Source organism: Sodalis sp. RH22 (genome assembly GCF_047324165.1).
Lineage (GTDB): Bacteria > Pseudomonadota > Gammaproteobacteria > Enterobacterales > Enterobacteriaceae > Acerihabitans.
Genome location: NZ_CP178731.1, coordinates 1,184,337 through 1,209,347, shown reverse-complemented (window position 1 = coordinate 1,209,347; position 25,011 = coordinate 1,184,337). Strand labels below are relative to the sequence as shown.

The window sequence follows — 25,011 nt, the reverse complement described above, 5'->3', positions numbered from 1 at the left end:
GCCCGCCTGTCATTGACGTGCCGCCGGCAAACGGCTTATGATAAAATTATCGTTCGTTAATAAAAAGAGGTTGACTAAAAATACGACCGGTCATATTGTAAGTGCAAGGTTATCAATTACGGGGAATGTCTATATGAATCAGAAGGTCATTATTCAGGATTTGATGGAATGGTTGGAAAACAATCTGGATAAGTCATTGTCTCTGGATCACGTAGCCGCCAAATCCGGGTATTCAAAATGGCATTTACAGCGGATGTTCCGCAATGTGACCGGCGATGCGCTGGGCACCTATATTCGCACCCGCCGGCTGTCACGCGCCGCGTCGGAACTGTGTCTTAAGGACCAAAGCATCCTTGATATCGCCCTGCAAAGCGGCTTCGATTCGCAACAGTCCTTCAGCCGGGCGTTCAAGCGCCAGTTCAGCCAGACGCCCGGGGCCTATCGTTCGCGGATGGCTTATCCTTACCATCCGGAAGAGTCCATGGAGGATAAGTATATCCCGGCTAAGCGCGCGGCTCATGCGTCGCAGCCGGTATTTTAAGTAAGCAGATTTGACAGTCCGGCGACGACGCGGCTAGCCGCCCGGAAATACCAACCCGGCCGCCGGCGGCCGACATTGCCTCCGGCAAGCCGGTAGCGGCTCTAGGCTTCGGCCGCTGTGATCAGGTTGATGATGGCGCCCAGGCGCTGGCGCTGTTCAAGGCTGATTTCCGCTCCACCCGCATATCCCGCATTTTGCCGTATCAGTATATTCAGGCCCACCAGCCAGTCGTAGACATAGAAGGCGGTATTGTTCACCGGGGCGGCATTAAGCCGGGTCAAACGGTGGGACGCGTCGATGTCGTGCCCGGGCGCCGCCGGGCGCGTAAAAATTTTATGGCCGGGATTGATGCGGCTGTCGGGCCGTTGCGCGTCGCTTAGCCGCGTAAACCCCAGCCAGGCGACGAAATCACCCAATACGGCCAAGGCCCGCGCCACCTGCCGATCGGCCTTGCTCTCAGGCGGCAGGCCCGCCGGCGCCATATCCATCAGCATGTGCTCAAGCGACCCCAGGATATCGAGCCGGATGGCGGCGGTAATCAACTCCGCCATCAACATGGCCATGGTCGGCCTGGCGATACCGAGCAAGGCCAGCAGCGGCGCGTTTTCCGGCAGGTTGCGCAAATGATTTATCCAATAGCGTTGCACATTGCGGGCAAACATTTTGTCGTCCGTCGCGCCGGTGAAGTCTGCGGTGTTGATGACCTGGCCGGTCGGCGCCTCGGGCGCGCTGAGCAGATCGAAGGCAATGCCGACGCCAAAGGGGCCGGCGCCGTCCGCGGCCGGTTCGGTATGGCCGGCGGCGTCCGGTGGTAGCTGCAGGTAGAGGCGGCGCATTTCGTCACGCGTGGGCAGCAGGTGCTCGAGCAGTTCTCCGTGCATGCCGGCGCGCGCCTGCAGCGCTTTAAGCAGTGTGTGCGCGACGTGTTGTTTGGGTAATGTCTCCGCGTCCTCCGCCGCGGCCTGCTGCCATTCGCCGAGCAGGTTTTCGGCCAGTTCCGCCTGCAGCGCCTTCGTCTGTTCGCCCAGGCGCTCCAGGCCCGCCTCGCGCTGCGCCGCGGGGGCGAGGTAGGCCGCCAGGGCGTTGACGCCCCGCGAATCCATCGCCAGCAACGTGCCCCAGGTATCGCCCGGATTGCCGACATAGCGCTGCACGGCGGCATCGTAATTAGTGCCGTGGACCACACGTTGATCGAAGCGGGTCAGCGCCCAGATCAGGGCGGGTTTGCGCCGGCCGCGCACCCCGGCGTTTTCTCCCTGGCTGCGCCTGACCCAATAATCCAGCAGCCTGCCGACTTCGGCGACCGCCGCGCGGTCCTGCGCCGCGGTACAGACCATCAGCACATTCACCGTCTGGGCATCGGTATAACGTTCGGGCAGATAAGCACAGCGGGCGCGCAGCAGGGCCGGCGCCAGCGGGTAGGCGGGCTCGCCGCCCGCGCCGGTGGCCGCCGTGGTTTCAAGGCTGCCGTCGATACCGGCGAAATCGATAAAATCCACCTGCGCGCCGCCGCTTCCGCTCACGCCGGCATCCAGCGGCATCAACAGTTCAACGGCCAGCATCGCCAGCTCGGCCATCGTCAGTTCAACCGGCTTTCCCGCGCGGCCGTTCAGCATGGGGATCACCTGCAGCAGCGGGTCGGCGGCGCTATGCAGGCGCGACAGCGACGCGATATTCAGGATGCCGTCCGCCTGGCGCATCGTATCGTCCACCAGCGCGCCAAGCGGCGCCAGCACGTGCTGCGCGCCGCCCAGATGCTGCGCGATAGCGGCAAAATGGCGGTAGGCGTCGCTCAAGTCCGCGCGCCCTCGCCACAGCACCGAGAACAGCTCGGCGCGATCCTCGACGCTCAGGCAGGGCGCCAGCTCGACCGCCGCCGGCCAGAACCGCGTCTCCAGCTGTTTCTGCCGCCGCCGATCGTGGCGGGAAACATAATCCCAAATCGCCACCACGGCATCCCCGCTCATGCCGGCGACCGGTTCCACCTGCCGCCGCGCGAGCAGCCGGTCCAGGCGGTCATCCAGCGCGCGATCGTCCAGGTCCCGGGCGGTGTTTTCGCCCCCGGCTTCACGCAGGGAGAGGGTAAACAGCAGCATGGCGATATCCGCTTCACTGAGCAGCGACAGCTGGACCGGATAGGCGGCGTTTTCCGCCTGTACGCGCTGGGCGAAACGCAGCACCAGGCCTGACGCCCGGCTCTGCGGCTCGATAAGGGACAGGACATCCAGCCGTTTGCCGCCAAGCGTGGTGGACAGCCGGTCGTCCTGCCCCACGGTCAGCGCCGTGATCAGATGCAGTTTTCCCCGCGCCGATTGCCCAAAAAAACCAATGGCGCCGGCGGTGTGCGACGCGTTGTACAAATGGCTGGCCTGCAGGCGGCAGCGGCGCAGTTTTATGCCCAGCCGGCCGGCTTCCATATCCAGGCGCGGCGCATGCCGGCGCGTGGCCGCAATCCAGTCGATCGCCTGGTCGATGCCTTGCAGTACCTGGCGCAGCTGGTTATGCAACTGGTTTTGCAATTGGGGAGCCAGCGGGTTGGCAACCGGGTTTAATTTACGCCGCGCCGGTATCGGGGAAGAGATTAATTGACTCATTTTTTCACTATGCTCCCGCTATCGATCCAATATTCGGTCGCGCCTGAACCACTGTCGGCCAGGGTATTTAACGTCAGGCGCACATGGTGCCGCGGCACGGGCGTACCGTCTTCCAGCACCGCCTCCGCTATCTCGAAACGCTCAGGTCCCGCCCGGGAAGTGTCCTGCGCCACCGCCAGCCTGATGCGCAGTTCGCTTTCCCCGGCCACGCGCCGGGCGAGCGCAGGATCGGCTATCGACAGCGTATACAGCGCGGAGGCCGGCCAGCGTTCATTATCCAGTTGGCGAAAGCCCAGGCATAACGCGCCGCGCATGCGAAAGCTGGCGGTGGCGTCCAACGCGCAATCCGGCGCGTCAAGATCGATATCGCGGTAAAAAACATTCTCGTCGGCCAGGGTGTGGTTGCCGTCCAGCATGCCCAGATAGCGCAGGGTGGAGTAGGGCTGGAAGTCACCGGCTTTGAAATAGAACCCCGGTAAACGCAGGCTAAGCGCCAGCAGGCACAGCATCGCGCCAACCGCCGCGGTGGATTTGGGATTATCGATGCGTCCCCGCTGGTTAAAGGGATACCACGCGCTGGTATGGTAGCCGTCCAGCGACAGAATCCGGTTATTGGGCAGCGGCTGCAGGTGGCGGAACAAGGCCTGGATGCCCGGGAAACGCGCCGGCCGCCCGGTAAGCAGCAGCACGTCGCAATCGTGGAGCGAGACGACTTCAGACAACGAGCGCAGGTGTTGGGTAATCGTCATGCGGTTGGCCAGGAACTCATCATGCAGTTTGCCCAGCCTTATCTGGAGCGGGACGCCTAGAATATCGAACGGAGAGGCATCCGCCGGCAGGCCGCGCTGCACCTCGCCATGGATATACGCCAACACGCCAGGCGTGGGCTGCTGGGTCAGCAACTCGCCGAAGACGGCATCGATTTCCGTGCGGTTTTCCAGGGGATCGAATCGTTCATAGGCCGCCAGGATCGCGCGGCCGACGGGCATAAACAGCTGCAGCGTCGTCTGCTGGCGCAGCGTGCTGTGCCCGTCCATGCGCCCGTCGCCGCCAAACAGCCGGGCGAGCAGCATGCCGGGGTTGTCCAGGCCGGCGCTGAGCAGCGCCGCCTCCAGGGCGGGCAAGACAAACAGCTGGATCACCTCCAGCAGGATATCGTCGCCCGCGACTTTAAAACCTTCGCGGAACAGCAGCCGCGGGGTGATTTTGACATCTTTGCCGCTGCCGTCGTCCAGGCTGTACTGGGTGATGGCTAAATCGGTGGTGCCTCCGCCGATATCAATGGAGGCGATGCGTAGGGTCTTGCCGGCGCTGCCGGCGGCGGATGCCTTATCCGGCCGCGCCATGGCGCCAAAAAATGCGTTGGTATGACCGGCGAAGTTAACCTGGGTTTCGTTATACAGATAGACCATCTGGCCGCAGGTGGCCTCGTCCCAGTCCATCCGCACTTCGGGCGCCGGTACCCGGCTGCCGGCCCGGTCGCTGGGGGAGGAGAAGGGTTCGTCCGCGCGATGCCAGCCCATCGTTTTCCATACCAGGCCAATCGCTTCGTTCATCCGCCTGAGGAAGATTTCCCGCTCCGGTTTCGGCATCGCCGAGGGCAGGGTCAGGACGATGGTGCGCAGTTGACGCGGCGCCACGTCGTGGCCCATCTTCAGCCGCTGCGCCACGCTGTTGATTTGCATTATCGCCTGCGCCAGCAGTTCCGACAGCATCAGCGTCATCAGCGAGCTGCGGCTGTAATGCGGCGAAAAGACCGGCAGGCGGTCGTCCAGCGCCAGCAGGTACAGCGGCTGGCCCTCGTCATTGATCAGGTGGGTAAACGGCGCTTGCACCGCCGGCGGTTCAAGCGCCGGTCCGCCAGCACCCTGGCTGAACCGCCAGCCGGGAGCATAACTTTCCTCATCCCACAAATAGCGCCGCGGACTGGAAAGACCGGTGGATCCGTCGACGCCCCGGCGCTGCAGCGCCAGGCGCGCCGCCTCCCGGCCGACGCGGGTAATGGCGGGCCAGAGAAAGGCGTCGTCGCGCCCGCTTTCGAGCGAGAAACCGGGTTTGCCGAAAGGCGCCTGGGCAAACTCGACACGGCTTTCAAACAGTTCGTTATATAAAAACTGCGGCTCGCCCAGATCGCGGATCAGCAATTCATAGGCAAGCTTGAGGCCGTTGGGCTCATCGGCATGTTCTTCCACCAGGACGCCGCAGGTATGCGAATTGCCGACATCCAGGATCAAATCCACTTTTACCACCGGCTCCTGAAGCGTGCCGGCGCTGATTTTTATTTCCGGCATAGGCAGCTGTTCACCCAGCAGCGCCAGCAAATTGAGATAATGGGCCTGATATTCAAAGGAACGGAACGCCACCTCCATCTCCCGGGCGCTGCGATCGTCCTGGCGCGATGCCTGCTGGGTAAACACCTCGCGCAGCCAGCCGTCGACCCAGGTAAGATCGAGAAATTCGCCCAGCTCGTCGCTGCGGTGCGCCAGAGTAAAGCCGATGCCGTTATGGATATCGTTTTCGTTGGGGGCTACCGGGGCGTCGGCATGGCCGGCCGGATACACCCGGGTGTCAAAGGCGACGCTGACCCGGTGGGTAAAGCCGTGCCGGTCCGGCGCATCCAGGGCGCAAATGCGCACCCGCGCCCAATTATCCGGTCCTCCCAGCAGGGTGCGCGGGGGCATAAAGCGGAACACGGGCAGCGGCAGCCAGAGCTTGTCCAGCAATGCCAGGGATTGCTCAAGGCTGAAACTGAACTCGGGCTTTACCACCTCCGGCGGCGCGCCCGCCGGTACCGGAACGGAATATTTGCCGGTCTGCGCGTGGTAATCCAGGCGCAGCAAGGGTCCGTTGGCGGTCTGGCGGACAAACTTGCCGGGCAGTTCGGCGTTATAGCCGGGCGTCAGGGCGAAATCCAGAAACTGGATACCGCTGTCGCGAATCAGCGTGATGTTTTTTGGGTAATCCGTAATCGTCGCCAGCATTTATTATTCACTCTCGCGCTTCATCGTTATCGGAAAAGCCGTATTGGCGTCATAACGGCCTTTGCACTCGGCGACGCCCTTCGCGCCTTGTCTGCAGACGATTTCCGGCATTTGATAGCGGGTGCCGTCGCTGCAGCGGGCCTTGGCCCGGCTGTTGATGATCAGATTGCCCGATTTCATCAGCCCGGCGTCAACCGCCGTGCGGCAGGTCACCCCGTCGCCATGGGTGATTTTCACCGTGCCTTTGCCATGGTTAAGCTGGTATTTAAGGCTCGGTGGCTTACCGGTCAGGGGTTCCTTGATATCCACCGTGGCGCGCCAGCCGCCGTTAAGAAAATCCGTCGAGCCTATTTTTACCGTCTCGGGCGGCAGAACCAGCGCGTTCTTGCTGATGGCGGCCGGCGCGACGGCCGGGACCAGCGCCTCCGGCGCCGCGGCGGCGGGGAGCGGCGCGGCTTGCACATCCGGCAATGGCGCTATGGCGGGGGCGGACGCCCTGATCCGGCCATCGCCCGCGGCGGCGGGGCCGTTTGCCAGCGCCGCCGCGCCGTCGGCGGGCTTTGGCTGCGCCGCGGCGGCATCTAAGGATAGCGCCTTATCGGCGGGATTGGCCGCGTCTGACGCCCTCAGCCCGCCGTTCGTGGCGCTGGAAAGCTGTTTTTCCAGCGGCGGCCGGGGGGCGTCGGTCAGGGGACTGGCGGCGGGCAGGGCGCGTTTTTCCGCCTCAAGGGCGGTCAGCGCCGAGGCGGACAGGACAGGCGGCGGGCGGGAGACGCAGCCGCGGATTTGCAGCGCCAATATGGCCAGCAGGGCAAGCGCCGGCGGGATCCACCACATGCGCCGCCACGATAGCGCCGGTGCCGCCGCAGCCGCAGCCGGCGCGTTTTCCACGGGGGCGGTGGCCGCGATGCGTGGTGAAGCGCGGTCAACATCCCGCGCCAGGTCGGTAACCAATGCCGGGTCCAGGACGGTGTTATCGACGGGTGGGCGCAGGCTGGCAAAAGCATCGGCGTCGGTTTTTTTATCCGTGCCGACAAAACCCCAGAACGTCAATACCGGTTTGCCGCCCACCAGATAGACATAATGCTGATCGGGAAAACGCATGGCTTTCGACAGCAGCGCGCCAAACAGCCTGAGTGAGGGTTTTTCCGCCGCGGCGGCGCGCTGGCAAAGGCCCGCTGCGGCGGCCTGGCAGCCTTCCAATTCCGCAAGGGCGGACGCGCGTTCGGCATCGCTGGCGCCGGCCCAGGAGGACACCTTGCCCGCGCGCGGCGAATACCAGTCGATCCGATCGCCATCCTCGTTGGGCTGGGGGATCGCCAGACAGTCGGCGATCCGCGGCCGTTGCCGCAGACGCAACGTTTCCCTTATTTCCAACGCCGATGCATACACCGGCCGGCCCTGTTCGCCCAACGCATAAATATCAAGCAAACCGCCGCTACGTAAAAATGTTTTTGCCACGCAAAAGGGACCTATGAAAAGTAACACCCGACGGGGAATAAAAATTTTTTTCTATCAGCTGATACTGTAAATCGAACGCAGGCAAATCAAACGCCCGAATAGGCGGCAAAAAAGACAAATATTCGGGGTATCGAAAGAAGAGAGTCCCGGCCCGGCGGCCGGGAAAGGGCTTTATTGCGGGGTAGTATCCATACCGAACCATTTAATGGTCAGCGTTTTCAGCGTGCCGTCCTGCTTGGCGCTGGCAATGGCCTCGTCAAACATCTTTTTCAGTTCCGGATCGGTTTTGCGGATGCCCACCGCCGATCCGCTGCCCAGGATACCGCCGATAAACTGCGGGCCGGCCAGGACGATATCCTGGTTGCCGGGCTTGGTCTTGGCGCCGTTCAGATAGGTGACCGAGGCGAAGACCATATCCACCCGGCCGGATTTAAGATCAAGATCGTGCTCTTCGGTGGTTTTATATTCGCGCACCGTCACCACGCCTTTTAAATATTTTTCCAGGAACTGCTGGCCGATGGAGGAGCCTTGCACGCCGATGATTTTGCCTTTAAGCAGCGGGGTCAGTTTGTCCAGTTCGGCTTTTGCGCCCGCTTCATCGCTGGTAAGCGAAAACCGGGTTCCCAGGTCCGGCAAGGCGGCCAGCGGACTGTTTTTCAGCACCGCGAAAGTTTGTCCCGCATTACTGTAGGAGGCAGAAAAATCAATGATTTTTTTACGCGCCTCGGTGGCGGACAGACCGTCCATGATGGCATCGAATTTGCCGGCGTTCAGCGCCGGGATGACGCCGGCAAAAGGCTGTACGATAATCTGGCATTCCACTTTCATTTTTGCGCACAGCACTTTGTAGAGATCGATTTCAAATCCATCCAGGGTACCGTCGGGTTTGGTAAAGTTATATGGCCGGAACGCCCCTTCGGTGGCGATTTTCACCACCGTCCATTTTTTCCCCTCTTCGGCATGACCGCCGAAGCTGGTCGCCAGAGTGGTGGTAATGCACAACGCGCGTACCAGGTTTACCAATTTCATTGTTTAACTCCTGTATCAATGGGGAAAAATTCGCCTTGCGGCGCAAAAAAGGTTCGGGATGACTCAATGCGCATTCTCCAGCGGCTTTTTATCGACCGTGGCGACGCGCGCGCGCAGATGCGGGGTCAGTCGGTATTCCAGCCACATCACCAGCCGGGTAATGATCAGATTGATCAGCAGGTAAATCAGCCCCGCCACCAGGAAGACCTCCAGCGCCCGGTAGGTATTGGAAATGATTTGCGCGGCGATGCCGGTAATGTCCATCAGGGTGATGATCGAGGCGAGGGAGGTGGATTGCACCATCGAAATCAGTTCGTTGCCGTAGGCCGGCAGCGCCTGGCGGATCGCCATTGGAAACAGAATGCGCCGTACCACCAGCAGGCGGCTCATGCCGCAGGCGCGCGCGGCCTCCAACGCGCCATGGGGCACCGAAAGCAGGCCGCCGCGCAGGATCTCGCTGCCGTAGGCGGCGGTACACAGCGACAGCGACAGCAGCGCGCAGCCATAAGGTTCGCGCAGGACGGGCCACAGCACGCTATTGCGCACCGCCTCAAACTGGCTCATGCCGTAATAAATTAAAAACAGCTGCACCAGCAGCGGCGTTCCCCGCAGGCAAAAAACATAAAACCGCGCCGGCGCGCTGAGCCAGATAAAGGGCGAGAGCCGGGCCAGCGCCAGCGGGAAAGCCAGGCAAAAGCCCATGGCCACCGAGTAAAAAGCCAATTTCAGCGTCAGCGGGATGCCGGGGATGAGCTGCAAAAAGGTCTCCCAAAGAAATGCCACGTCCATCAGCGTCTTACCCCGCGCGAGTAGTAGGTTTCAGCTTTACCTAGTGACCAGCCCGAACAGGCGGAAATCACCAGATACAGCAGCGCCGCGGCACAGTAGAAATCAAAGGGCTTGCCGGTGGAGCCGGCGCCGGTTTGCGCTTTGTTCATCAGTTCGGCCAGGCCGGTCACCGACACCAGCGCCGCGGCCTTGAGCACCAGTTGCCAGACGTTGCCCATGCCCGGCAGGGCGTGGCGCAGCAGCAGCGGGATAATAATGCGGCGCATGCGCACGGACGCGGTCATGCCCAATGACGTGGCCGCCTCCAGCTCGCCAGGCGCAATGGTCAGGAACGCGCCGCGAAAGACCTCGGTCTGCTGTGCGCCGGCGGCGATGCCTACCGCCAGCATGCCCGCCAGAAAGCCGGGGAAACTGATAAACTGCCCATCGCCGAACAGCCTGCCCAGCGATGTCAGCGCCTGGCTGCCGCCAAAATACAGCAGATAGATTATCAGCAGGTCCGGGATGCCGCGGATAACGGTGGTATAGATATCGGCGACACAGCGCACCGGCCGGTTGCCGCTAATCTTTGCCCAGGCGAACAGCGCGCCGATAACGCCCGCCAGCAAAAAACCCGACACCGCCAGGGCTACCGTCATCAGCGCGCCGGACAACAGCATCGGCCCCCATCCCTCAGGGCCAAAACTCAGGGTCTGGAAAAAACCTAGCTCCGCCATGCTATCTCCTTAGCGTTTAATCGGCAGCCGGCCACAATGGCGCTCATCAGTGGCTGCCGGGAAAGGGAGGCATGACATCGTCGGGGATCGGATTGATAAACGGCGTACCGTTCAACTGGCGCAGATGCTCTTGTTTCGCCGCCGCGATAAGCGCCGGCTGCTTTATGAGGCTGATGGCCGTGCTGGCCATGATTTTGGCCGCATGGGTCAGGCCTTTGTGGGCCAGCGTGGATTTGCCCTGCGCCACCAACTGCCACGAGTGCCCGGGGGTGCCGATGGTATAGGTGGCGCTTTGCGCCTGCACGGTCGGGACCACCCAACTGACCGAACCCACGTCGGTGGAGCCGATCATGGTGCTGGCCGGCCGATCCAGGGGCAGCACATAATCGCACAGCGTTTCCCCAGGCGCCATGGCCTTGCCCGCGCGGTGAAACGCGCTGTGGATTTCCTCGGCGGACATGGTTTGCTGAAACCGGGCCGCATAGGCGTAATCGGCCTCATCAAAGCCCGGTCCGCCGAGCAGTTCAAGGTGCGACTGCATCAGTTCTTCCAGCACCGGGTTCGCCACCAGATTGGCATCGCCGCTGAGGATATTGCGTTTCATGGTGGTTTCGGTCATCAGCGCCGCGCCCGCGGCCACTTTGTCGACCCGCGCCAGGAGTTCCAGCAGTTCGGGCAGGGTACGGGTACGCACCAGATAACGCACGGTCGCCTTCGCCTGCACCACGTTCGGCGAAAAGCCGCCTGAATCGGTAATGGCATAATGGATGCGCGCGCTGTTCGGCATATGTTCGCGCAGGTAGTTGACGCCCACGTTCATCAGCTCAACCGCGTCCAGGGCGCTGCGGCCCAGGTGGGGCGTGGCCGAGGCGTGGGAGGCGCGGCCGTGAAAATGGTAGTTGATTTCATTGCAGGCCAGGGAATTGGGCTCCTTGACGCAGTTAAACGCGCCGGGATGCCAGCAGATGGCGATATCCACGTCATCAAACAGGCCGGCGCGCACCATAAAACCCTTGCCCGCGCCGCCTTCCTCCGCCGGACATCCGTAAAAGCGCACCCGGCCGGCGATGCCCTCGGCGGCCAGGTAATCCTTGACCGCCGTCGCCGCCAGCAGCGCGGCGGAACCCAGCATATTATGACCGCAGCCGTGGCCGTTGCCGCCTTCTTCCAGCGGCAGCGGCTGGGTGGCATCCGCCTGCTGGCTCAGGCCGGGCAGGGCATCGTATTCGCCGAGAATGGCAATGACCGGGCCGCCCGCGCCCGCTTCGCCCATCATGGCGGTCGGCAGGCCGGCGACCCCCTCGGTCACGCGAAATCCCTGCGCTTTCAGGATCTCCAGATGCGCCCGCGAGGATTTTATTTCGGTGTAGTTCACCTCGGGCGTGGCCCATATCCGATCGCTGAGATCGCAAAATATCGTCTTTTTCTCATCAATTAACGACCAGATCTGATGCAACAACGCGTTGTCGACGGTCCCTTTCTCTTCATTGATAGTGCGCAACGGCATGACAGCGATCCTTAAACGGCAGTGAATGAAGTTATCTATACATGTACAACTGCAAAGCAAGATCGAGGCCAGTTATGTTCGCCGCGCGCAGGGCGCCGCCGCTGCGCAAGCGGCCCGGGGTGGCATTAAGGGAAAGGGGTGTGTACTAAAATGAGGCAGGCGGGCGGGCGGTGCGCGATAAGGGTGCAACGGCGCGCGACAATGCGGGATAAGCGTGCAACGCCGCGGATCCCGCATTAACCGACATCCGCCGCATTCTGCGCCGGCGCTGATAAATGCTCGCGCTGCTCCGCCCAGGTCAGCAGCGCGTCAAGGGCGGGACACAGCGCCTGTCCCCATGCCGACAGGCGGTATTCCACCTTCGGGGGTACCTGGGGATAGACGTGGCGCAGCACGATGCCGTCGCCTTCCAGCTGACGCAACTGCTGGGCCAGCATTTTCTGCGATATGGTCGGGATCAGTTTCTCCAGATCGGAATAGCGTCGTACCTGTCCGCCGAACAAATGAAACAGGATCACCAGCTTCCAGCGGCCTTCCAGCAGCCGCAGTACGTTTTCCACGCCGACGGCGGCGGTCACGGGCGTATAGGTGTGCTTTACCATTTGGTTAGTCACTTACTTTTTCGTGCGTTCTTGCGGTAAGGAAAGTATATGGCGATACTCGCGCTATGGCAACGTGATGTGCGGTCACGATGAAAACGGCGCATTTGTTTCGTCGCTGAGGCACGCTTAATACACCGGAGAGCATCTTATGGATTTAGAACTGAAAGACCAGCGCGTGCTGGTTACCGGCGGCACCAAGGGTATCGGCGCCGCCGTGGTCGCGCTGTTCCGCCAAAGCGGCGCTAACGTGATAACCACGGCGCGTACCCGCCCGCCGTCGCTGCCCGACGGGATGTTCGTCGCCGCCGACGTGACGACGCCCGCGGGCTGCGGCGCCGTCGCCGCCGCCGTTAACGACAGGCTGGGCGGGGTGGATATTATCGTTCATGTCCTGGGGGGCTCGACGGCCCCGGGCGGCGGCTTTGCCGCGCTGGGAGATGATGAATGGCATCAGGCGCTTGATCTCAATCTTTTCCCGGCGGTACGGCTCGATCGCGCCCTGCTGCCCGGTATGCTGGCCCAGGGCCGCGGGGTGATTATCCACGTCACGTCTATCCAGCGCCAGCTGCCGCTGCCCGAGTCCACCACCGCCTACGCGGCGGCGAAGGCGGCGCTGTCCACCTACAGCAAGAGTCTCTCGAAGGAAGTCAGCCCCCATGGCGTACGCGTGCTGCGGGTTTCCCCCGGCTGGGTCGAAACCGAGGCCGCGGTGGCGATGGCGCAAAGGCTCGCCGCACAGGCGGGAACCGATTATGACGGCGGTAAGCAGATTATCATGAAGTCGCTCGGCGGCATCCCGTTGGGCCGCCCGGCGCAGCCCGGGGAAGTGGCCGATCTGATCGCGTTCCTGGCTTCCGCGCGGGCGGCGTCGATTACCGGCGCGGAGTATGTTATCGACGGCGGGACGGTGCCCACCGCCTGATGACCATCGGGTACGCGGCGCCGGGCCATTTTGCTTATTTCGCGCTACAGTTATCACCATCAACCACGTTATAGCAGGCATGAGGTGATCATGTTCACACTGTATGGCGCGCCGGGCGCGGGATCGGCAATTGTTGAAATCATGTTCGCCCTGGCGGGCGAGCCTTATCAATGGGTAAATGTCGACGGCTATGATCGGCCGGGCGCGGCCCGGGATACCCTGGCCGCGCTCAATCCTTTATGCCAGGTGCCGACGCTGGTGCTGGACGACGGCGGCATCATGACCGAAAGCGCCGCCATCGCGCTGCTGCTGCTCGATAGCCACCCCCATCTGGCGCCGGCGGCCGGCACCGCGGATCGCCGGCAATTCTACCGGTTGCTTGTTTGGCTGGTGGCGAATGTCTATCCCACCTTTACCTATGGCGATTATCCGGAACGCTGGGCGCCAGGGCAGCCCGGCGAACTGGTCGCCAGCACCGACCGCTACCGCGAACGTCTTTACCTGTGGCTGGAAACGCAACTGGGGGCGGGGCCGTATTTATTCGGTGACGTTGTAACATTAATTGACGCTTACTGGCCGGTGCTTGTCCATTGGGGGCCGAGAAAACCCTGGTTTAAACAGCATGCGCCGCGGCTGTTCGCCATGGCCGAACACGTAGGCCGGTTACCCGAATTACAACCCATCCTGAAAGCCAATACCCTGGTGTAGGCGGGGCCGGCGCCGGCTGTTCAGCCTGTTGCGCCGGCGGCGCGGCGCTTAATGGCCGCCCGGTAAATCGGCCGTCATCAAAAATTCATCTTAACCCTGAATAATGACCCGACACGCTCAACATGTCGTTGACAGGCATCCAGCACGAGAATGTGAGACAGGGGATTATTATGAGTGATAATAGCGCTGCCCGATCCAGCCTTTCCTTTGACAGCGGCAAACCCAAAATTTACCAGAAAAACAGCCGATCGTCCGTGGTGTTATTCGTCTTGCTGCTGGTGCTGGGCATCGCCTTTGCCGGCGTCAATCTGTTTAACGATGTTTCCGATGCCGGCGCCACTTATACCAGCTATGTGCCGTTCTTATTGCTGGGGCTGGCGCTGTTAATCGCCCTGGGCTTCGAGTTCGTCAATGGCTTCCATGACACGGCCAACGCCGTGGCAACCGTGATTTATACCCATTCGCTCTCGCCCATGGTCGCCGTGATCTGGTCCGGGTGTTTCAACTTCCTCGGAGTGTTGCTGTCCAGCGGCGTGGTCGCCTTCGGCATCATTTCCTTGCTGCCGGTGGAATTAATCCTGCAGGCGGGAACCGGCAGCGGCTTCGCCATGGTCTATGCCCTGTTGTTCTCGGCCATTATCTGGAATCTCGGCACCTGGTGGCTGGGCCTGCCGGCGTCCTCGTCCCATACGCTGATTGGCTCCATTATCGGGGTGGGGGTCGCCAATGCGCTGATCCACGGCCGTACCGGGACCAGCGGCGTGGATTGGTCGCAGGCCATAAATATCGGCTATTCCCTGCTCTTATCGCCTGTCATCGGTTTTGTCTTTGCCGCGCTGCTGCTGCTGGTAATGAAAGTGCTGGTTAAAAATCGCGCGCTGTATACCGCGCCGCAGGGGAATTCGCCGCCGCCGTTATGGATACGCGGCCTGCTGATTTTAACCTGCACCGGGGTGTCGTTTGCCCACGGCTCCAACGACGGCCAGAAAGGGATGGGGCTGATTATGCTGATCCTGGTCGGCACCGTGCCGATTGCCTACGCGTTAAACCGCTCGATGCCGCCGGAACAAATACCGCGCGTAGCCGCGCTGGCGACGGCCACGCAGCACGAACTGCTGCGCCAATTCCCCGCCGGCGGCCCCCAACCGGCGGCCCGCGCCGTCCTGACCGGCTATGCCCGCACCAACACCCTGACGCCGGCCGTCATTCCCGCGCTCGCCGGGCTGGCCGGGGCCATTGGCGCCGAACTGAAACAATATGGTTCGGTAAACGAGATACCGGCCCGGTCGGTATCCAATACCCGTAACGATATGTACCTGGCTTCGGAAACCATTAAGCGCCTGAAATCGGAAAAACAGCTCAATCTCTCCCCTGGCTCCAGACAAAACCTGGACGCCTTAAAACACGAGCTGGACGGCGCAACGCGTTATATCCCGTTCTGGGTCAAGGTGGTGGTGGCCATTGCCCTGGGTCTGGGCACCCTGGTGGGATGGCGGCGTATCGTCGTCACGGTGGGAGAAAAAATCGGCAAGACGCACCTTACTTACGCCCAGGGCGCCAGCGCCGAACTGGTGGCCATGACCACCATCGGCGCGGCGGATGCCTTCGGGCTGCCGGTGTCCACCACGCATGTTCTGTCATCCGGGGTCGCCGGGACCATGGCGGCCAACAAATCCGGCCTGCAGATGGGCACCCTGCGCAACCTGCTGATGGCCTGGGTATTGACCCTGCCGGCGTCAATCCTGCTTTCGGCCGGGCTGTACTGGATTTTTAATCACTTCTGAGGCGCCTTGCCGCCGGGAAAACACCCACCGTAATTATCCTCTCGCCCCGGTTGCCGAAAACACCTCGCTGCCGGGGCCATCCTGTCCGCCCCGCTGATGCGTATATTTTGTACACGCGCGCATAAGCGCTTATATTATTCCTGACATGCCCCTTATTACCCCTAACCGGGGGTCGGCCGGCTGACAAAGGATATATGGGCTCTCTAAAACTACTCAGTATTGGGTTTCTCTGCGTGTTATTACTGTCTTTCGGGCAGAGTCTGGCCAAGGCAGCACTGGCGGGCGACGTTTTTTCCGGCGGCGATTGGCGGACGGCACGGCGCGATTCCACCGGGATGGCGCCGGATCCGGTACAGCTGCGCGACACCGCCATCGTGCAAATCTATGCCGCGCCCACTTTTGGCTGGCGTGGACTCGTGGCCGTCCATCCCTGGATTATTTTTAAGCCGGCGGGAGCCAGTCAATACAGCCGCTACGAGGTCATCGGCTGGGGCGGGATTGACGCGGTGCGCCGTAATTACACCCTTCCCGACGGATACTGGTTTGGCGCGCGTCCGACGCTGCTGGTGGATCATCGCGGCGCCCATGCCGAGGCCATGATCCCGCGTATTGAAGCGGCTATCAAACGCTATCCCTATGGCCGCACCTACCGCAGCTGGCCCGGCCCAAACAGCAACACCTTCCTGGCCCATATCGGCCGGGAAGTGCCGGAGCTCAAGCTGGACCTGCCGGCCAATGCCATCGGCAAGGATTTCCGTTCCTTGACCCATCCTGTCGGGTTGCCTCCTTCCGGCAAAGGCCTGCAGGTATCGTTGCTGGGCGTGCTGGGCTTTACCCTGGGCGTGGAAGAGGGCGTCGAAGTCAATATCCTGGGATTAAACCTGGGGGTGGATATTCTGACGCCGGCGCTGCGGCTGCCGTTTATCGGCCGGCTTGGCCTGGGCAAACAGGAAAAGGATGACAGTTGACAACGGCAAGGGCCGATGCGGGCGTGCCGGATGGCACCGAGGGGTCGGGCAGGGTGACCATGATATGAATGGCGATCCGATCGCTGACCATGGGAATAAAGCGCGTCATGGCAAAGGCCGACCGCGCAATGGCGGTGTCGGCATAAAAGGTCAAATGGCGTTCGCCGGACCGGGGGTCGTTAAGGGAGACCAATTTTGCCGCCAGGATAACCGGGTGGCTAATGGTCTTGATTTGCAAGGTGCCGAACACCTTATACTGGTCTTTGCCATCCGCCACCACCCGGCTGCTGGTAAACGTCGCGTTGGGGTAGCGGGCCTGATCGAAAAATAGTGGACTTTTAAGCTCAGCGGACAGTATCCCGTTATGGGCATCAATATTGCCCACGGGGATAGTCACTTCCACCCGGGCATTGCCGTCCTGCCGGGGATTAAGGTCCAGCCGTCCGGTTATGCCGGTAATATCCGCATGGGAATGGCCCGCGCCCAGCACTTTCCACGATAAGACCACGGCGGTGGGCACGGTATTGATGTCGTAGTGCAGCGGGGCCGCCGCGGCGGCGGCGCAGACTAACAATAACGGTAATAGCGATAAAAAGCGCGGCATGGGTAAATCCTCAACGAGGGCAACTGGGGAGTTAACACCTCAGGCGGCGCTTTTATTCATTTTACCCACTCAATGCCGTCCCGCCCTGGCGTTCAGGCCGCCGCGGCCAGGGGAACGGCGCCCTGGCGTGGTTAATTTTTCGCCAAATACAGCGTTTTTTTACCTTTAATCAAGCTTGCGCCCGCTTTTTATCTGCATAGTGTCGTCTGTAAAAATCATTTAAGGATACGGAATAAAGCATGAAAGTATTAACGTTGGGAGAAATGATGTTGCGATTGAAGCCGGTCGGCAACAATCGCATTATGCAATCAGATGTTCTGGAAGCAACCTATGGCGGCGCCGAGGCCAACGTGGCCGTGTCCTTAGCCCTGTTAGGCGACGAGGTGGCCTACTTAACCAAATTACCGGCTAATTTGCTGGGGGAAACCGCGCTGTCGACATTGCGCAAATACGGTGTCGATACCACGAAAGTCCTGCGCGGCGGCAATCGTTTAGGCATTTATTTCCTGGAAAAAGGCGCCAGCGTGCGGTCCACCAATGTGGTCTATGACCGGGCGGGCAGTGCTTTCGCCGAGGTCACACAGGCGGAATTCGATTGGGACGCGATTTTCAGCGATATCGATTATTTTTATTTTTCCGGCATCACCCCGGCCATTTCAGCCGAATTAGAGCGGATTGTCACCGCCGCCTGTGAGTATTGCCAGGCCCATGATATCCCGGTTATTTGCGATATGAATTACCGCGGTAAAATGTGGTCGCCTGAAAAAGCCCAGCGCGTCATGTCGACGCTGATGCCCTATGTCGCGATTTGCATCGCCAATGATGAAGATTTCGCCGCAACGCTCGGGATTGATGCTTTTGACGGCGATATGTCGCGTGGCATCGATCAAAAAGAGTCCTTCAAAGCAGGCATGCTGGCGGTAACGCAAAAATACCCGGGCTGTAAAATCGTGGCCAGCGTCTTGCGCAACATTCATTCCGTGGAAGACAGTCAATGGATGGGCCTGTTGCTGAAAGACGGCGCGTTTTACGAGTCCACCGCCTATAAGATGCATGTCATGGAAGGCGTCGCGGCGGGCGATGCGTTTGGCGCCGGCTTAATGCATAGCCTGCTGCATAACTTCGCCGCCCAGGAATGGATTGATTTTGCGATTGCCGCCAGCGTCTTAAAACTGACCGTCAGCGGCGATTTAAATCTGGTGCACGAATCTGAAATCCGCGCGGTAATGAAAAAAGGCGGCGGGGCGAGCCTCAATCGCTAACCGACGGTCTGGCTTGATTCACCCTCTCCTTGACCTTCTCCAGCGGGAGACGGCGGGGAGAGGGCGAAAATCAGTACGCCGCCACTTTATCCAGCACCCGCACCAACTGGGTGACAAAGCCGTACTCATTATCGTACCAGGCGACGGTTTTCACCAACTGCACATCGCCCGCCTCGCTGATTTCCGTTTGGGTCGCGTCGAATACCGAGCCGAAGTGGGTGCCGACGATATCGGAAGACACAATCTCCTCGTCGGTATAACCGAAAGATTCATTCCCCTCGGCCGCTTTTTTCATGGCGTCATTGACTTGCTCGACGGTGACTTTTTTCTCCAGCACCGAAACCAGTTCCGTAACCGAGCCGGTAATGGTCGGCACCCGCTGGGCATGGCCTTTCAGTTTGCCCTTTAATTCCGGGATCACCAGGCCAATCGCCTTCGCCGCCCCGGTGGTATGCGGGATAATATTTTGCGCCGCCGCGCGCGAGGCGCGCAGGTCTTTACCGCGCGGGCCGTCGACCAACGACTGGGTGCCGGTATACGCGTGGATGGTGGTCATGGTGCCCACTTTGATGCCGAAACTGTCGCTCAGGACTTTAGCCATCGGCGCCAGGCAGTTGGTGGTGCAGGACGCGACGGAAAGAATCCGGTCTTCCGCCGTGATGGTGTCGCAGTTGACATTAAAAACAATGGTTTTCATATCTCCGGCCGGCGCGGAAATCAGTACTTTTTTCGCTCCCGCGTCCAGGTGGGCCTGCGACTTTTCGGCGGAGGCATAAAACCCGGTGGATTCCACCACGATTTCCACGCCAAGGGTGCCCCAAGGGATATTCTTGGCGTCTTTTTCGGCATACACGATGATTTTTTTATCGTTAACGATAATCGCGTCGTCGGTATAATCCACCGTACCGTCAAAATGGCGATAGCTGGAATCATGCTTTAACAGATAGGCCAGGACCTTAGGCGAGGTAAGATCGTTGATGGCGACGATCTCTACTTCGCTGCGGGTTTCCAGGATGCGCCGCAACACCAAACGTCCTATACGGCCAAAACCATTAATACCAATCTTTTTCATCTCATAATCCTCATATAAATATGTCGGCTATCTAGCAAAAGATCAAAACTGGCACCTGCCTCCTGTGGAGTCAAGATGGATAAATTCTGAAAGCCAGGCCGTTATCCGGCGGCGCTGCGGATCCTGCGCACGGCCCGCCGCCTGTCGCCGGATGGCGGGTTTATGCTGTGGCGGCTGCTTGAGACGGCATCCCCGTTGCCTTCAGGCCAGGGCGGGGTAATCGGTATATCCGGTGCCGCCTTCGGCATAGATCGTCTGCGGGTTAAGCGGGTTAAGGGCGGCGTTTTGCTTAAAGCGCCGCACCAAGTCGGGATTGGCGATATACAGGCCGCCAAACGCCGCCGCGTCGGCCTCGCCCTGGCTTATCAACGCTTCGGCGGACGCTTTGGTTAAGCCTTCATTGGCAATCCAGGCACCGGAAAAAGTTTTCCTTAAGTCCGGTCCGAAACGGTCCGGAAAAGTCAATGATTCACGGGCGAAGATAAACGCCAGCCGCCGTTTATTCAGTTCCTCGACCACATAGCTGAACATGGCTTTGGGATTGGAATCATGCATTGAGTAAGAGCTGGACATTAAATTAAGATGCACGCCAAACCGTTCCGCCGGCCAGACCGACAATAAGGCATCGACGGTTTCCAACAGAAAACGCGCCCGGTTGGCGATGGTGCCGCCGTATTGATCGGTGCGTTTATTCGAACCGTCATGCAGGAACTGATCAAACAGATAACCGTTTGCCGCATGGATTTCAATGCCGTCAAAGCCGGCGCGCCGGGCATTTTCGGCCCCACGGCGGAAATCCGCCACGATGCCGGCTATTTCTGCGGTTTCCAGTGCGCGGGGGACCTCGTAGGGTTTTTGCGGCCGCAGCACGGAAACATGGCCTTCCGGCGCGATGGCGCTTGGCGCCACCGGCAATTCTCCGTTCAGATACACCGGATCGGATATCCGTCCCACATGCCATAACTGAATGACAATTTTGCCCCCGGCCTGGTGCACCGCGTCGGTCACCTCGCGCCAGGCAGCCACCTGTTTTTCCGACCAGATTCCCGGCGTATTGGGATAACCCACGCCCTGGGGCGATACCGACGTGGCTTCAGTCAGGATAAGACCGGCGCTGGCGCGCTGGACATAGTACTCTTTGGTGATGGCGCCGGGGCTGCGCTCGTCGACGGCGCGCATGCGGGTAAGCGGGGCCATGACGATACGATTGCTCAGTTCAATGGCGCCGATATTAATGGGGTCATACAAGGTTGGCATAGGTTTTCCTGTCGCTATATCAGTCATTTATTGGTTTCATTCTAAACCCTAAATGATGAGCAGGGTGTTACTGCATGTGCGGTACGCCATCCCCATTCGGCCGGGCAATTACCCGTCATCGCGGGCATAAAACCATAAGCAGATTTCTCCTAGTTCACAGGCCGGCGCATTCATCTCAATATCGATTTCTGTTATATTGGCGATCTAGATCACAAAAAGCACTAAAGGATGATACCGCGCTATGATCAACCGTTTCACCCTCGCCGCCATTGCGGCTGCTTTTGCGCTGACCGGCTGCGTAAAACACTCATTTGACGAACCCGCGGCTGACAAACCTGCGGCAGACTTTACCACTGGCCCGACGCTTGTCACCGTGACGCATGTGCCCGCCCGCACCGCGGATGGCGCGACCATCTATGTTACCGTCGACGGCAGCGACGCCGGCGCTCTGGCCACTGGCGAAAGCGTAGCCCTGCATGTACCCGCGGGCAAGCATCAGATCGGCGGTTACGCCCGGTCGCTGGTTGGCCATGTCACCATTCCGCCGGTGCAGATCACCACCACGACCACCAGTGCGAAACACATCGCTTATACCGTAGTAAAGAGCAAACCGGTGTTTACCGAATTGAAAGACGACCCGGTCCCGCAGACGACAGCGACACCGCAGGCAACCGCGACGCCACAGACGACAGCGACACCGCAAACAACGGAAACATCGCAGGCAACCGCGACGCCACAGACAACAGCGACACCGCAGGCAACGGAAACATCGCAGGCTACCGCGACGCCACAGACGACAGCAACGCCGCAAACAACGGAAACAACGGAAACATCGCAGGCTAGCGCAACACCGCAGACGAAAGCAACGCCGCAAACAACGGAAACATCGCAGGCAACCGCGACGCCGCAGACGACAGCAACGCCGCAGGCAGCGGAAACATCGCAGGCAACCGCGACGCCGCAGACGACAGCAACGCCGCAGGCAACGGAAACATCGCAGGTAACCGCGACGCCGCAGACGACAGCAACACCGCAGGCAGCGGAAACATCGCAGGCTACCGCGACGCCGCAGACGTCCGAGACATCACAGCAATAACGCAATGCCGGCGGCACCGGCCCCGGTTTATCACCTCCATTCAGGCTACGATAAACGAGGGCCGGCGCTGGAGAAGGCGGCGGCGTGATAGCGATGGCGTTGACTCACCAGGGGACGGTTCTTCCCAGATAGTCCAGATAATGTAATCCCGTGCGCCCGGCACAGGCCTCAATGGTGTTAAGCAGGGCCGGGATGCTTTCTTCGATAGTCAGCCGCGCTTCCGGCCCCCCCATATCCGTGCGCACCCATCCCGGCGCCATCAGTAGAAACGTTCTGGGATCGCCCTCGTGGCGCGCAGCAAAGCTGCGCATAAACATATTTAGCGCCGCTTTGCTGCCCCGGTACACATCGTAATGACCATTGGTGTTATTAGCGATGCTACCCTGGCCGGAAGACATGACGCCGAGGGTACCCGTCGGCGGAACAAGGTCCTCAAACGCCTCGATAACCCGCATCGGGCTCAGCGCGTTCGTTACCATCACGCGAATAAACTCATCGGTCGACACGTCCGCTATCGTTTCCCGATCGCTATTTTTGACGCCGGCATTGACAAAAAGCAGGTCAATGCGCCGATCGCTGAGCCGCTCATGTAACGCATCGATCTGCTGGGGCAGCGTAATATCCACGGTCTCCACTTCAAGTGAATCAGGAAAGCGTTCAGCCAGATGAAAAAGTCGGTCAGCAGACGAGGCTCGCCCGGTGGCTATTACCCCACAGCCGCGTTTCAGCGACTCTTCCGCCATCGCAAAGCCCAGGCCGCGGGAGGCGCCGATAAGAAGGACCGTCTTTTGGGAAGGTGGTGTTGGCATGCTTTATTTCCTCTGCGTGTGCGCTGCCTGGCGATAAGCTATCCATCAATGCAGCTATTGACGTTGGATGCAGTCACTATATCCCTGCGCAATACAGGGCGGAAGACGCAGCATTTGCACTGATAACATGCATCCAACGCCTTCCCTCATTTTTCCGGCCGGGATACAATGCTTCATGACTGAACCCGACCTCAATTTACTTATTGCGCTGGATGCGCTGCTGGCTGAGACCAGTGTGGCCGGCGCCGCGCGCCGGCTTGGATTAAGCGCCTCGGCCATGAGCCGCACGCTTGGCCGCCTGCGCGCGGTCACCGGCGATCCTTTACTGGTCAGGGCCGGGCGCGGCATGGTATTGACGCCCTATGCCGGGGAAATACGGGCGCGTACGCAACGGACGGTAGCGGAGGCGCGCGCCGTACTGCGGCCTGCGGCGTCGGAACTGAATTTAGCCACGCTTGACCGCACCTTTACCCTGCGTGCCAACGATGGTTTTGTCGAGGCGTTTGGCGCATTGCTTATCGCCGCGGCGGCGACGGCGCCCTACGTGCGGCTGCGTTTTGCGCCCAAGCCGGAAAAGAGTCCACGCTATTTGCGAGAAGGACTGGCCGATCTTGAGATAGGCGTAGCCGAGGCCATGGGCCCGGAAATACGGTTGCAGACGTTATTCAGGGACCGGTTCGTAGGTGTGGTGAGAAAAAACCACCCGCTGGCGCTGGAGCCTAACATCACCGCCAGCCTGTATGCGTCTTTCGGGCACGTGGTCGCCTCCCGCCGGGGGCGGATTGCCGGACCGGTAGACGAAGCGCTGGCCGAATTAGGCCTAACGCGCAAGATCGCGGCCGCGGTGCCGAGCTTTCCCGCCGCGCTGGCCGTGGCTCAGGCGTCCGACCTGGTGGCGCTGCTGCCCGCGTCATTTCTCATCAATCAACCGGTTATCACTATCATGGGCGAGCCGGGCTCGCTCTGTCTTTTTGAGCTTCCTGTAAAAACCCCGGGCATTACGGTATCGCAGATGTGGCATCCGCGTTCAGAGGTCGATCCGGCCCATCGCTGGCTAAGGCAAATGGTGCTGAGGGTCTGTCGCCAGCAGTTGCCGGAGTGACACCGCGCGGCACGGCAATCAATCCCTTTACGGTGGGTAACCCTACTTGGCATGGCCGCCGTAACCCCAAACCCTTGGCGCCCGCGTTTTCCTAACCGACTGTACTGTTTTATTTCAATGCCATCTGTATGTATAAATGAAGTTGTTTTGCAGGTACTTTAATTTAATGGGTAAATGGTGCAAATTGCATAATAAGCTTAAATATCATTAATATTGAAGGAACCGGGGATGTCTGTAAAAGATACGCTGTTGGCACTGTTGGTGGTCATAATCTGGGGCGTTAATTTTGTCATTATCAAAGTCGGCCTGCACGGAATGCCGCCTTTCCTGTTGGGCGGCCTGCGGTTTCTGCTGGTGGCCATTCCGGCTATTTTTTTTATCCCCGTGCCTAAAATCCCCCTGAAATGGCTGGCGCTTTATGCGTTGACCATCAGTTTCCTGCAGTTCGCCTTCCTGTTTTGCGCCATTAATATCGGCATGCCCACCGGCATTGCTTCGCTTATCCTTCAGTCACAGGTATTTTTCACCATCATCCTGGGGACGATTTTCCTGGGGGAAAAAATCAAGGCCATGCAAATCCTGGGTACGCTCATTGCCGCGGCGGGCATGGCGGTGCTGGTGGAAGGCGGCATGAGCAACGCGTTGTCCGCCATTCCTCCGCTCGGTATGTTATTAACGCTGACCGCCGGCCTGTGCTGGGCGCTGGGCAATATCACCAATAAAAACATCATGACCGCCGCGCCCAACACGCCGATTCTGTCGCTGGTTGTCTGGAGCGCCTTGATTCCCGTTATTCCTTTTTTAGTATGCTCGTGGATCTTCGAAGGCCGGCAGACCATCGTCGACAGTCTCGTGGATATTAAGGCGCCCACGGTATTTTCACTGATTTATCTGGCCTTTATTTCCACTATTATCGGCTATGGATTGTGGGGCGCGCTGCTCTCCCGCTATGAAACCTGGCGCGTCACCCCTTTCGCGCTGCTGGTGCCGGTGGTGGGATTAACCAGCGCCGCCCTGATATTGGGGGAGTTGCTCAATATCCTGCAAATCATCGGCGTTGCCGTTATTATGCTGGGCCTGTTGATCAATGTTTTCGGTTCCCGCCTGATAAACCGATGGCTGGCGCCCCAGGTCTAAGGGCGCCTTACCCTTATTAACGCGCCCACAGCCGGCGTCGCGCCATAACCGCTGCCTGTCGCAGCGGCAC

Annotated in this window: 20 protein-coding genes and 1 pseudogene; 9 read left to right on the top strand and 12 right to left on the bottom strand. The window is 60.2% G+C overall.

Going from position 1 to position 25,011, the window contains the following annotated elements; all coding sequences use genetic code 11:
* Window positions 1-133: 133 nt before the first annotated feature.
* Window positions 134-445 (top strand): annotated as a pseudogene (locus ACL2XN_RS05475) (helix-turn-helix domain-containing protein); the annotation flags it as partial.
* A gap of 197 nt (window positions 446-642) precedes the next feature.
* Here the strand turns inward: ACL2XN_RS05475 and ACL2XN_RS05470 are convergent.
* The 8 genes from ACL2XN_RS05470 to ACL2XN_RS05435 all read right to left on the bottom strand — a co-directional run bounded on the left by ACL2XN_RS05470 (window position 643) and on the right by ACL2XN_RS05435 (window position 12,220).
* Entirely contained in the window at window positions 643-3,135 is a 2,493-nt protein-coding gene (locus ACL2XN_RS05470) for a virulence factor SrfC family protein (protein WP_413730443.1), read from the bottom strand.
* The gene (locus tag ACL2XN_RS05465; protein WP_413730442.1) at window positions 3,132-6,116 is read right to left on the bottom strand and encodes a virulence factor SrfB; all 2,985 of its coding nucleotides are present in this window, start codon (window positions 6,114-6,116) and stop codon (window positions 3,132-3,134) included. The genes ACL2XN_RS05470 and ACL2XN_RS05465 overlap by 4 nt, the downstream gene beginning before the upstream one ends.
* A 3-nt stretch (window positions 6,117-6,119) precedes the next feature.
* Window positions 6,120-7,577, bottom strand: coding sequence for an SrfA family protein (locus tag ACL2XN_RS05460; protein WP_413722853.1), 1,458 nt, complete (start codon window positions 7,575-7,577; stop codon window positions 6,120-6,122).
* A 171-nt stretch (window positions 7,578-7,748) separates the two neighbouring features.
* A complete protein-coding gene (locus ACL2XN_RS05455; protein WP_413730441.1) occupies window positions 7,749-8,606 on the bottom strand; it encodes a transporter substrate-binding domain-containing protein in 858 nt (285 codons plus the stop codon).
* 63 nt (window positions 8,607-8,669) lie between these two features.
* Window positions 8,670-9,395, bottom strand: coding sequence for an ABC transporter permease (locus tag ACL2XN_RS05450; RefSeq protein WP_410015101.1), 726 nt, complete (start codon window positions 9,393-9,395; stop codon window positions 8,670-8,672).
* On the bottom strand, window positions 9,395-10,111 hold the full coding sequence (locus ACL2XN_RS05445) for an ABC transporter permease (RefSeq protein ID WP_410015100.1): 717 nt from the start codon (window positions 10,109-10,111) through the stop codon (window positions 9,395-9,397). Before ACL2XN_RS05445 ends, ACL2XN_RS05450 begins: the two co-directional genes overlap by 1 nt.
* A gap of 46 nt (window positions 10,112-10,157) precedes the next feature.
* Window positions 10,158-11,618, bottom strand: coding sequence for a M20 family metallopeptidase (locus tag ACL2XN_RS05440; protein ID WP_410015099.1), 1,461 nt, complete (start codon window positions 11,616-11,618; stop codon window positions 10,158-10,160).
* Between the two features lie 236 nt (window positions 11,619-11,854).
* Window positions 11,855-12,220 carry a winged helix-turn-helix transcriptional regulator gene (locus ACL2XN_RS05435; protein WP_413728796.1) on the bottom strand — a complete coding sequence of 122 codons (366 nt, stop codon included), beginning with the start codon at window positions 12,218-12,220 and terminating at the stop codon, window positions 11,855-11,857.
* 148 nt (window positions 12,221-12,368) lie between these two features.
* Between ACL2XN_RS05435 and ACL2XN_RS05430 the strand changes: the two genes are divergently transcribed.
* The 4 genes from ACL2XN_RS05430 to ACL2XN_RS05415 all read left to right on the top strand — a co-directional run bounded on the left by ACL2XN_RS05430 (window position 12,369) and on the right by ACL2XN_RS05415 (window position 16,602).
* Complete coding sequence (locus ACL2XN_RS05430; protein WP_413728422.1) at window positions 12,369-13,142, top strand: SDR family oxidoreductase; 774 nt, start codon at window positions 12,369-12,371, stop codon at window positions 13,140-13,142.
* Window positions 13,143-13,232: 90 nt separating this feature from the next.
* Complete coding sequence (locus ACL2XN_RS05425) at window positions 13,233-13,850, top strand: glutathione S-transferase family protein (protein WP_410015097.1); 618 nt, start codon at window positions 13,233-13,235, stop codon at window positions 13,848-13,850.
* Between the two features lie 170 nt (window positions 13,851-14,020).
* Window positions 14,021-15,634 carry an inorganic phosphate transporter gene (locus ACL2XN_RS05420; protein ID WP_410015096.1) on the top strand — a complete coding sequence of 538 codons (1,614 nt, stop codon included), beginning with the start codon at window positions 14,021-14,023 and terminating at the stop codon, window positions 15,632-15,634.
* Between the two features lie 194 nt (window positions 15,635-15,828).
* Window positions 15,829-16,602 (top strand): DUF3750 domain-containing protein, encoded by a 774-nt coding sequence (locus ACL2XN_RS05415; RefSeq protein WP_410015095.1) that lies wholly within the window; start codon window positions 15,829-15,831, stop codon window positions 16,600-16,602.
* Here the strand turns inward: ACL2XN_RS05415 and ACL2XN_RS05410 are convergent.
* Window positions 16,556-17,206, bottom strand: coding sequence for a YceI family protein (locus ACL2XN_RS05410; RefSeq protein ID WP_413730440.1), 651 nt, complete (start codon window positions 17,204-17,206; stop codon window positions 16,556-16,558). The two genes, ACL2XN_RS05415 and ACL2XN_RS05410, sit on opposite strands and share 47 nt — an antisense overlap.
* A gap of 239 nt (window positions 17,207-17,445) precedes the next feature.
* Between ACL2XN_RS05410 and ACL2XN_RS05405 the strand changes: the two genes are divergently transcribed.
* Window positions 17,446-18,468: a PfkB family carbohydrate kinase gene (locus ACL2XN_RS05405; RefSeq protein ID WP_413730438.1), complete on the top strand. Its 1,023-nt coding sequence runs from the start codon at window positions 17,446-17,448 to the stop codon at window positions 18,466-18,468.
* Window positions 18,469-18,538: 70 nt separating this feature from the next.
* Here the strand turns inward: ACL2XN_RS05405 and gap are convergent, their stop codons facing one another.
* Together gap and ACL2XN_RS05395 are read right to left on the bottom strand one after the other, a co-directional pair.
* Window positions 18,539-19,540, bottom strand: a complete 1,002-nt coding sequence (gap, locus tag ACL2XN_RS05400) for a type I glyceraldehyde-3-phosphate dehydrogenase (protein ID WP_413722859.1) — start codon at window positions 19,538-19,540, stop codon at window positions 18,539-18,541.
* 201 nt (window positions 19,541-19,741) lie between these two features.
* Complete coding sequence (locus tag ACL2XN_RS05395) at window positions 19,742-20,797, bottom strand: alkene reductase (RefSeq protein ID WP_413730436.1); 1,056 nt, start codon at window positions 20,795-20,797, stop codon at window positions 19,742-19,744.
* Between the two features lie 241 nt (window positions 20,798-21,038).
* Between ACL2XN_RS05395 and ACL2XN_RS05390 the strand changes: the two genes are divergently transcribed.
* Window positions 21,039-21,893: a hypothetical protein gene (locus ACL2XN_RS05390; RefSeq protein WP_413730435.1), complete on the top strand. Its 855-nt coding sequence runs from the start codon at window positions 21,039-21,041 to the stop codon at window positions 21,891-21,893.
* A 104-nt stretch (window positions 21,894-21,997) separates the two neighbouring features.
* On the opposite strand, the gene ACL2XN_RS05385 is transcribed toward ACL2XN_RS05390, so the two are convergent.
* Window positions 21,998-22,702, bottom strand: a complete 705-nt coding sequence (locus ACL2XN_RS05385) for an SDR family NAD(P)-dependent oxidoreductase (RefSeq protein ID WP_413730433.1) — start codon at window positions 22,700-22,702, stop codon at window positions 21,998-22,000.
* 175 nt (window positions 22,703-22,877) lie between these two features.
* On the opposite strand from ACL2XN_RS05385, the gene ACL2XN_RS05380 reads away from it, so the two are divergent.
* Both ACL2XN_RS05380 and ACL2XN_RS05375 read left to right on the top strand, forming a co-directional pair.
* The gene (locus ACL2XN_RS05380) at window positions 22,878-23,804 is read left to right on the top strand and encodes a LysR family transcriptional regulator (protein WP_413730431.1); all 927 of its coding nucleotides are present in this window, start codon (window positions 22,878-22,880) and stop codon (window positions 23,802-23,804) included.
* Between the two features lie 228 nt (window positions 23,805-24,032).
* Complete coding sequence (locus ACL2XN_RS05375; protein WP_413722864.1) at window positions 24,033-24,941, top strand: EamA family transporter; 909 nt, start codon at window positions 24,033-24,035, stop codon at window positions 24,939-24,941.
* Window positions 24,942-25,011 lie beyond the last annotated feature (70 nt).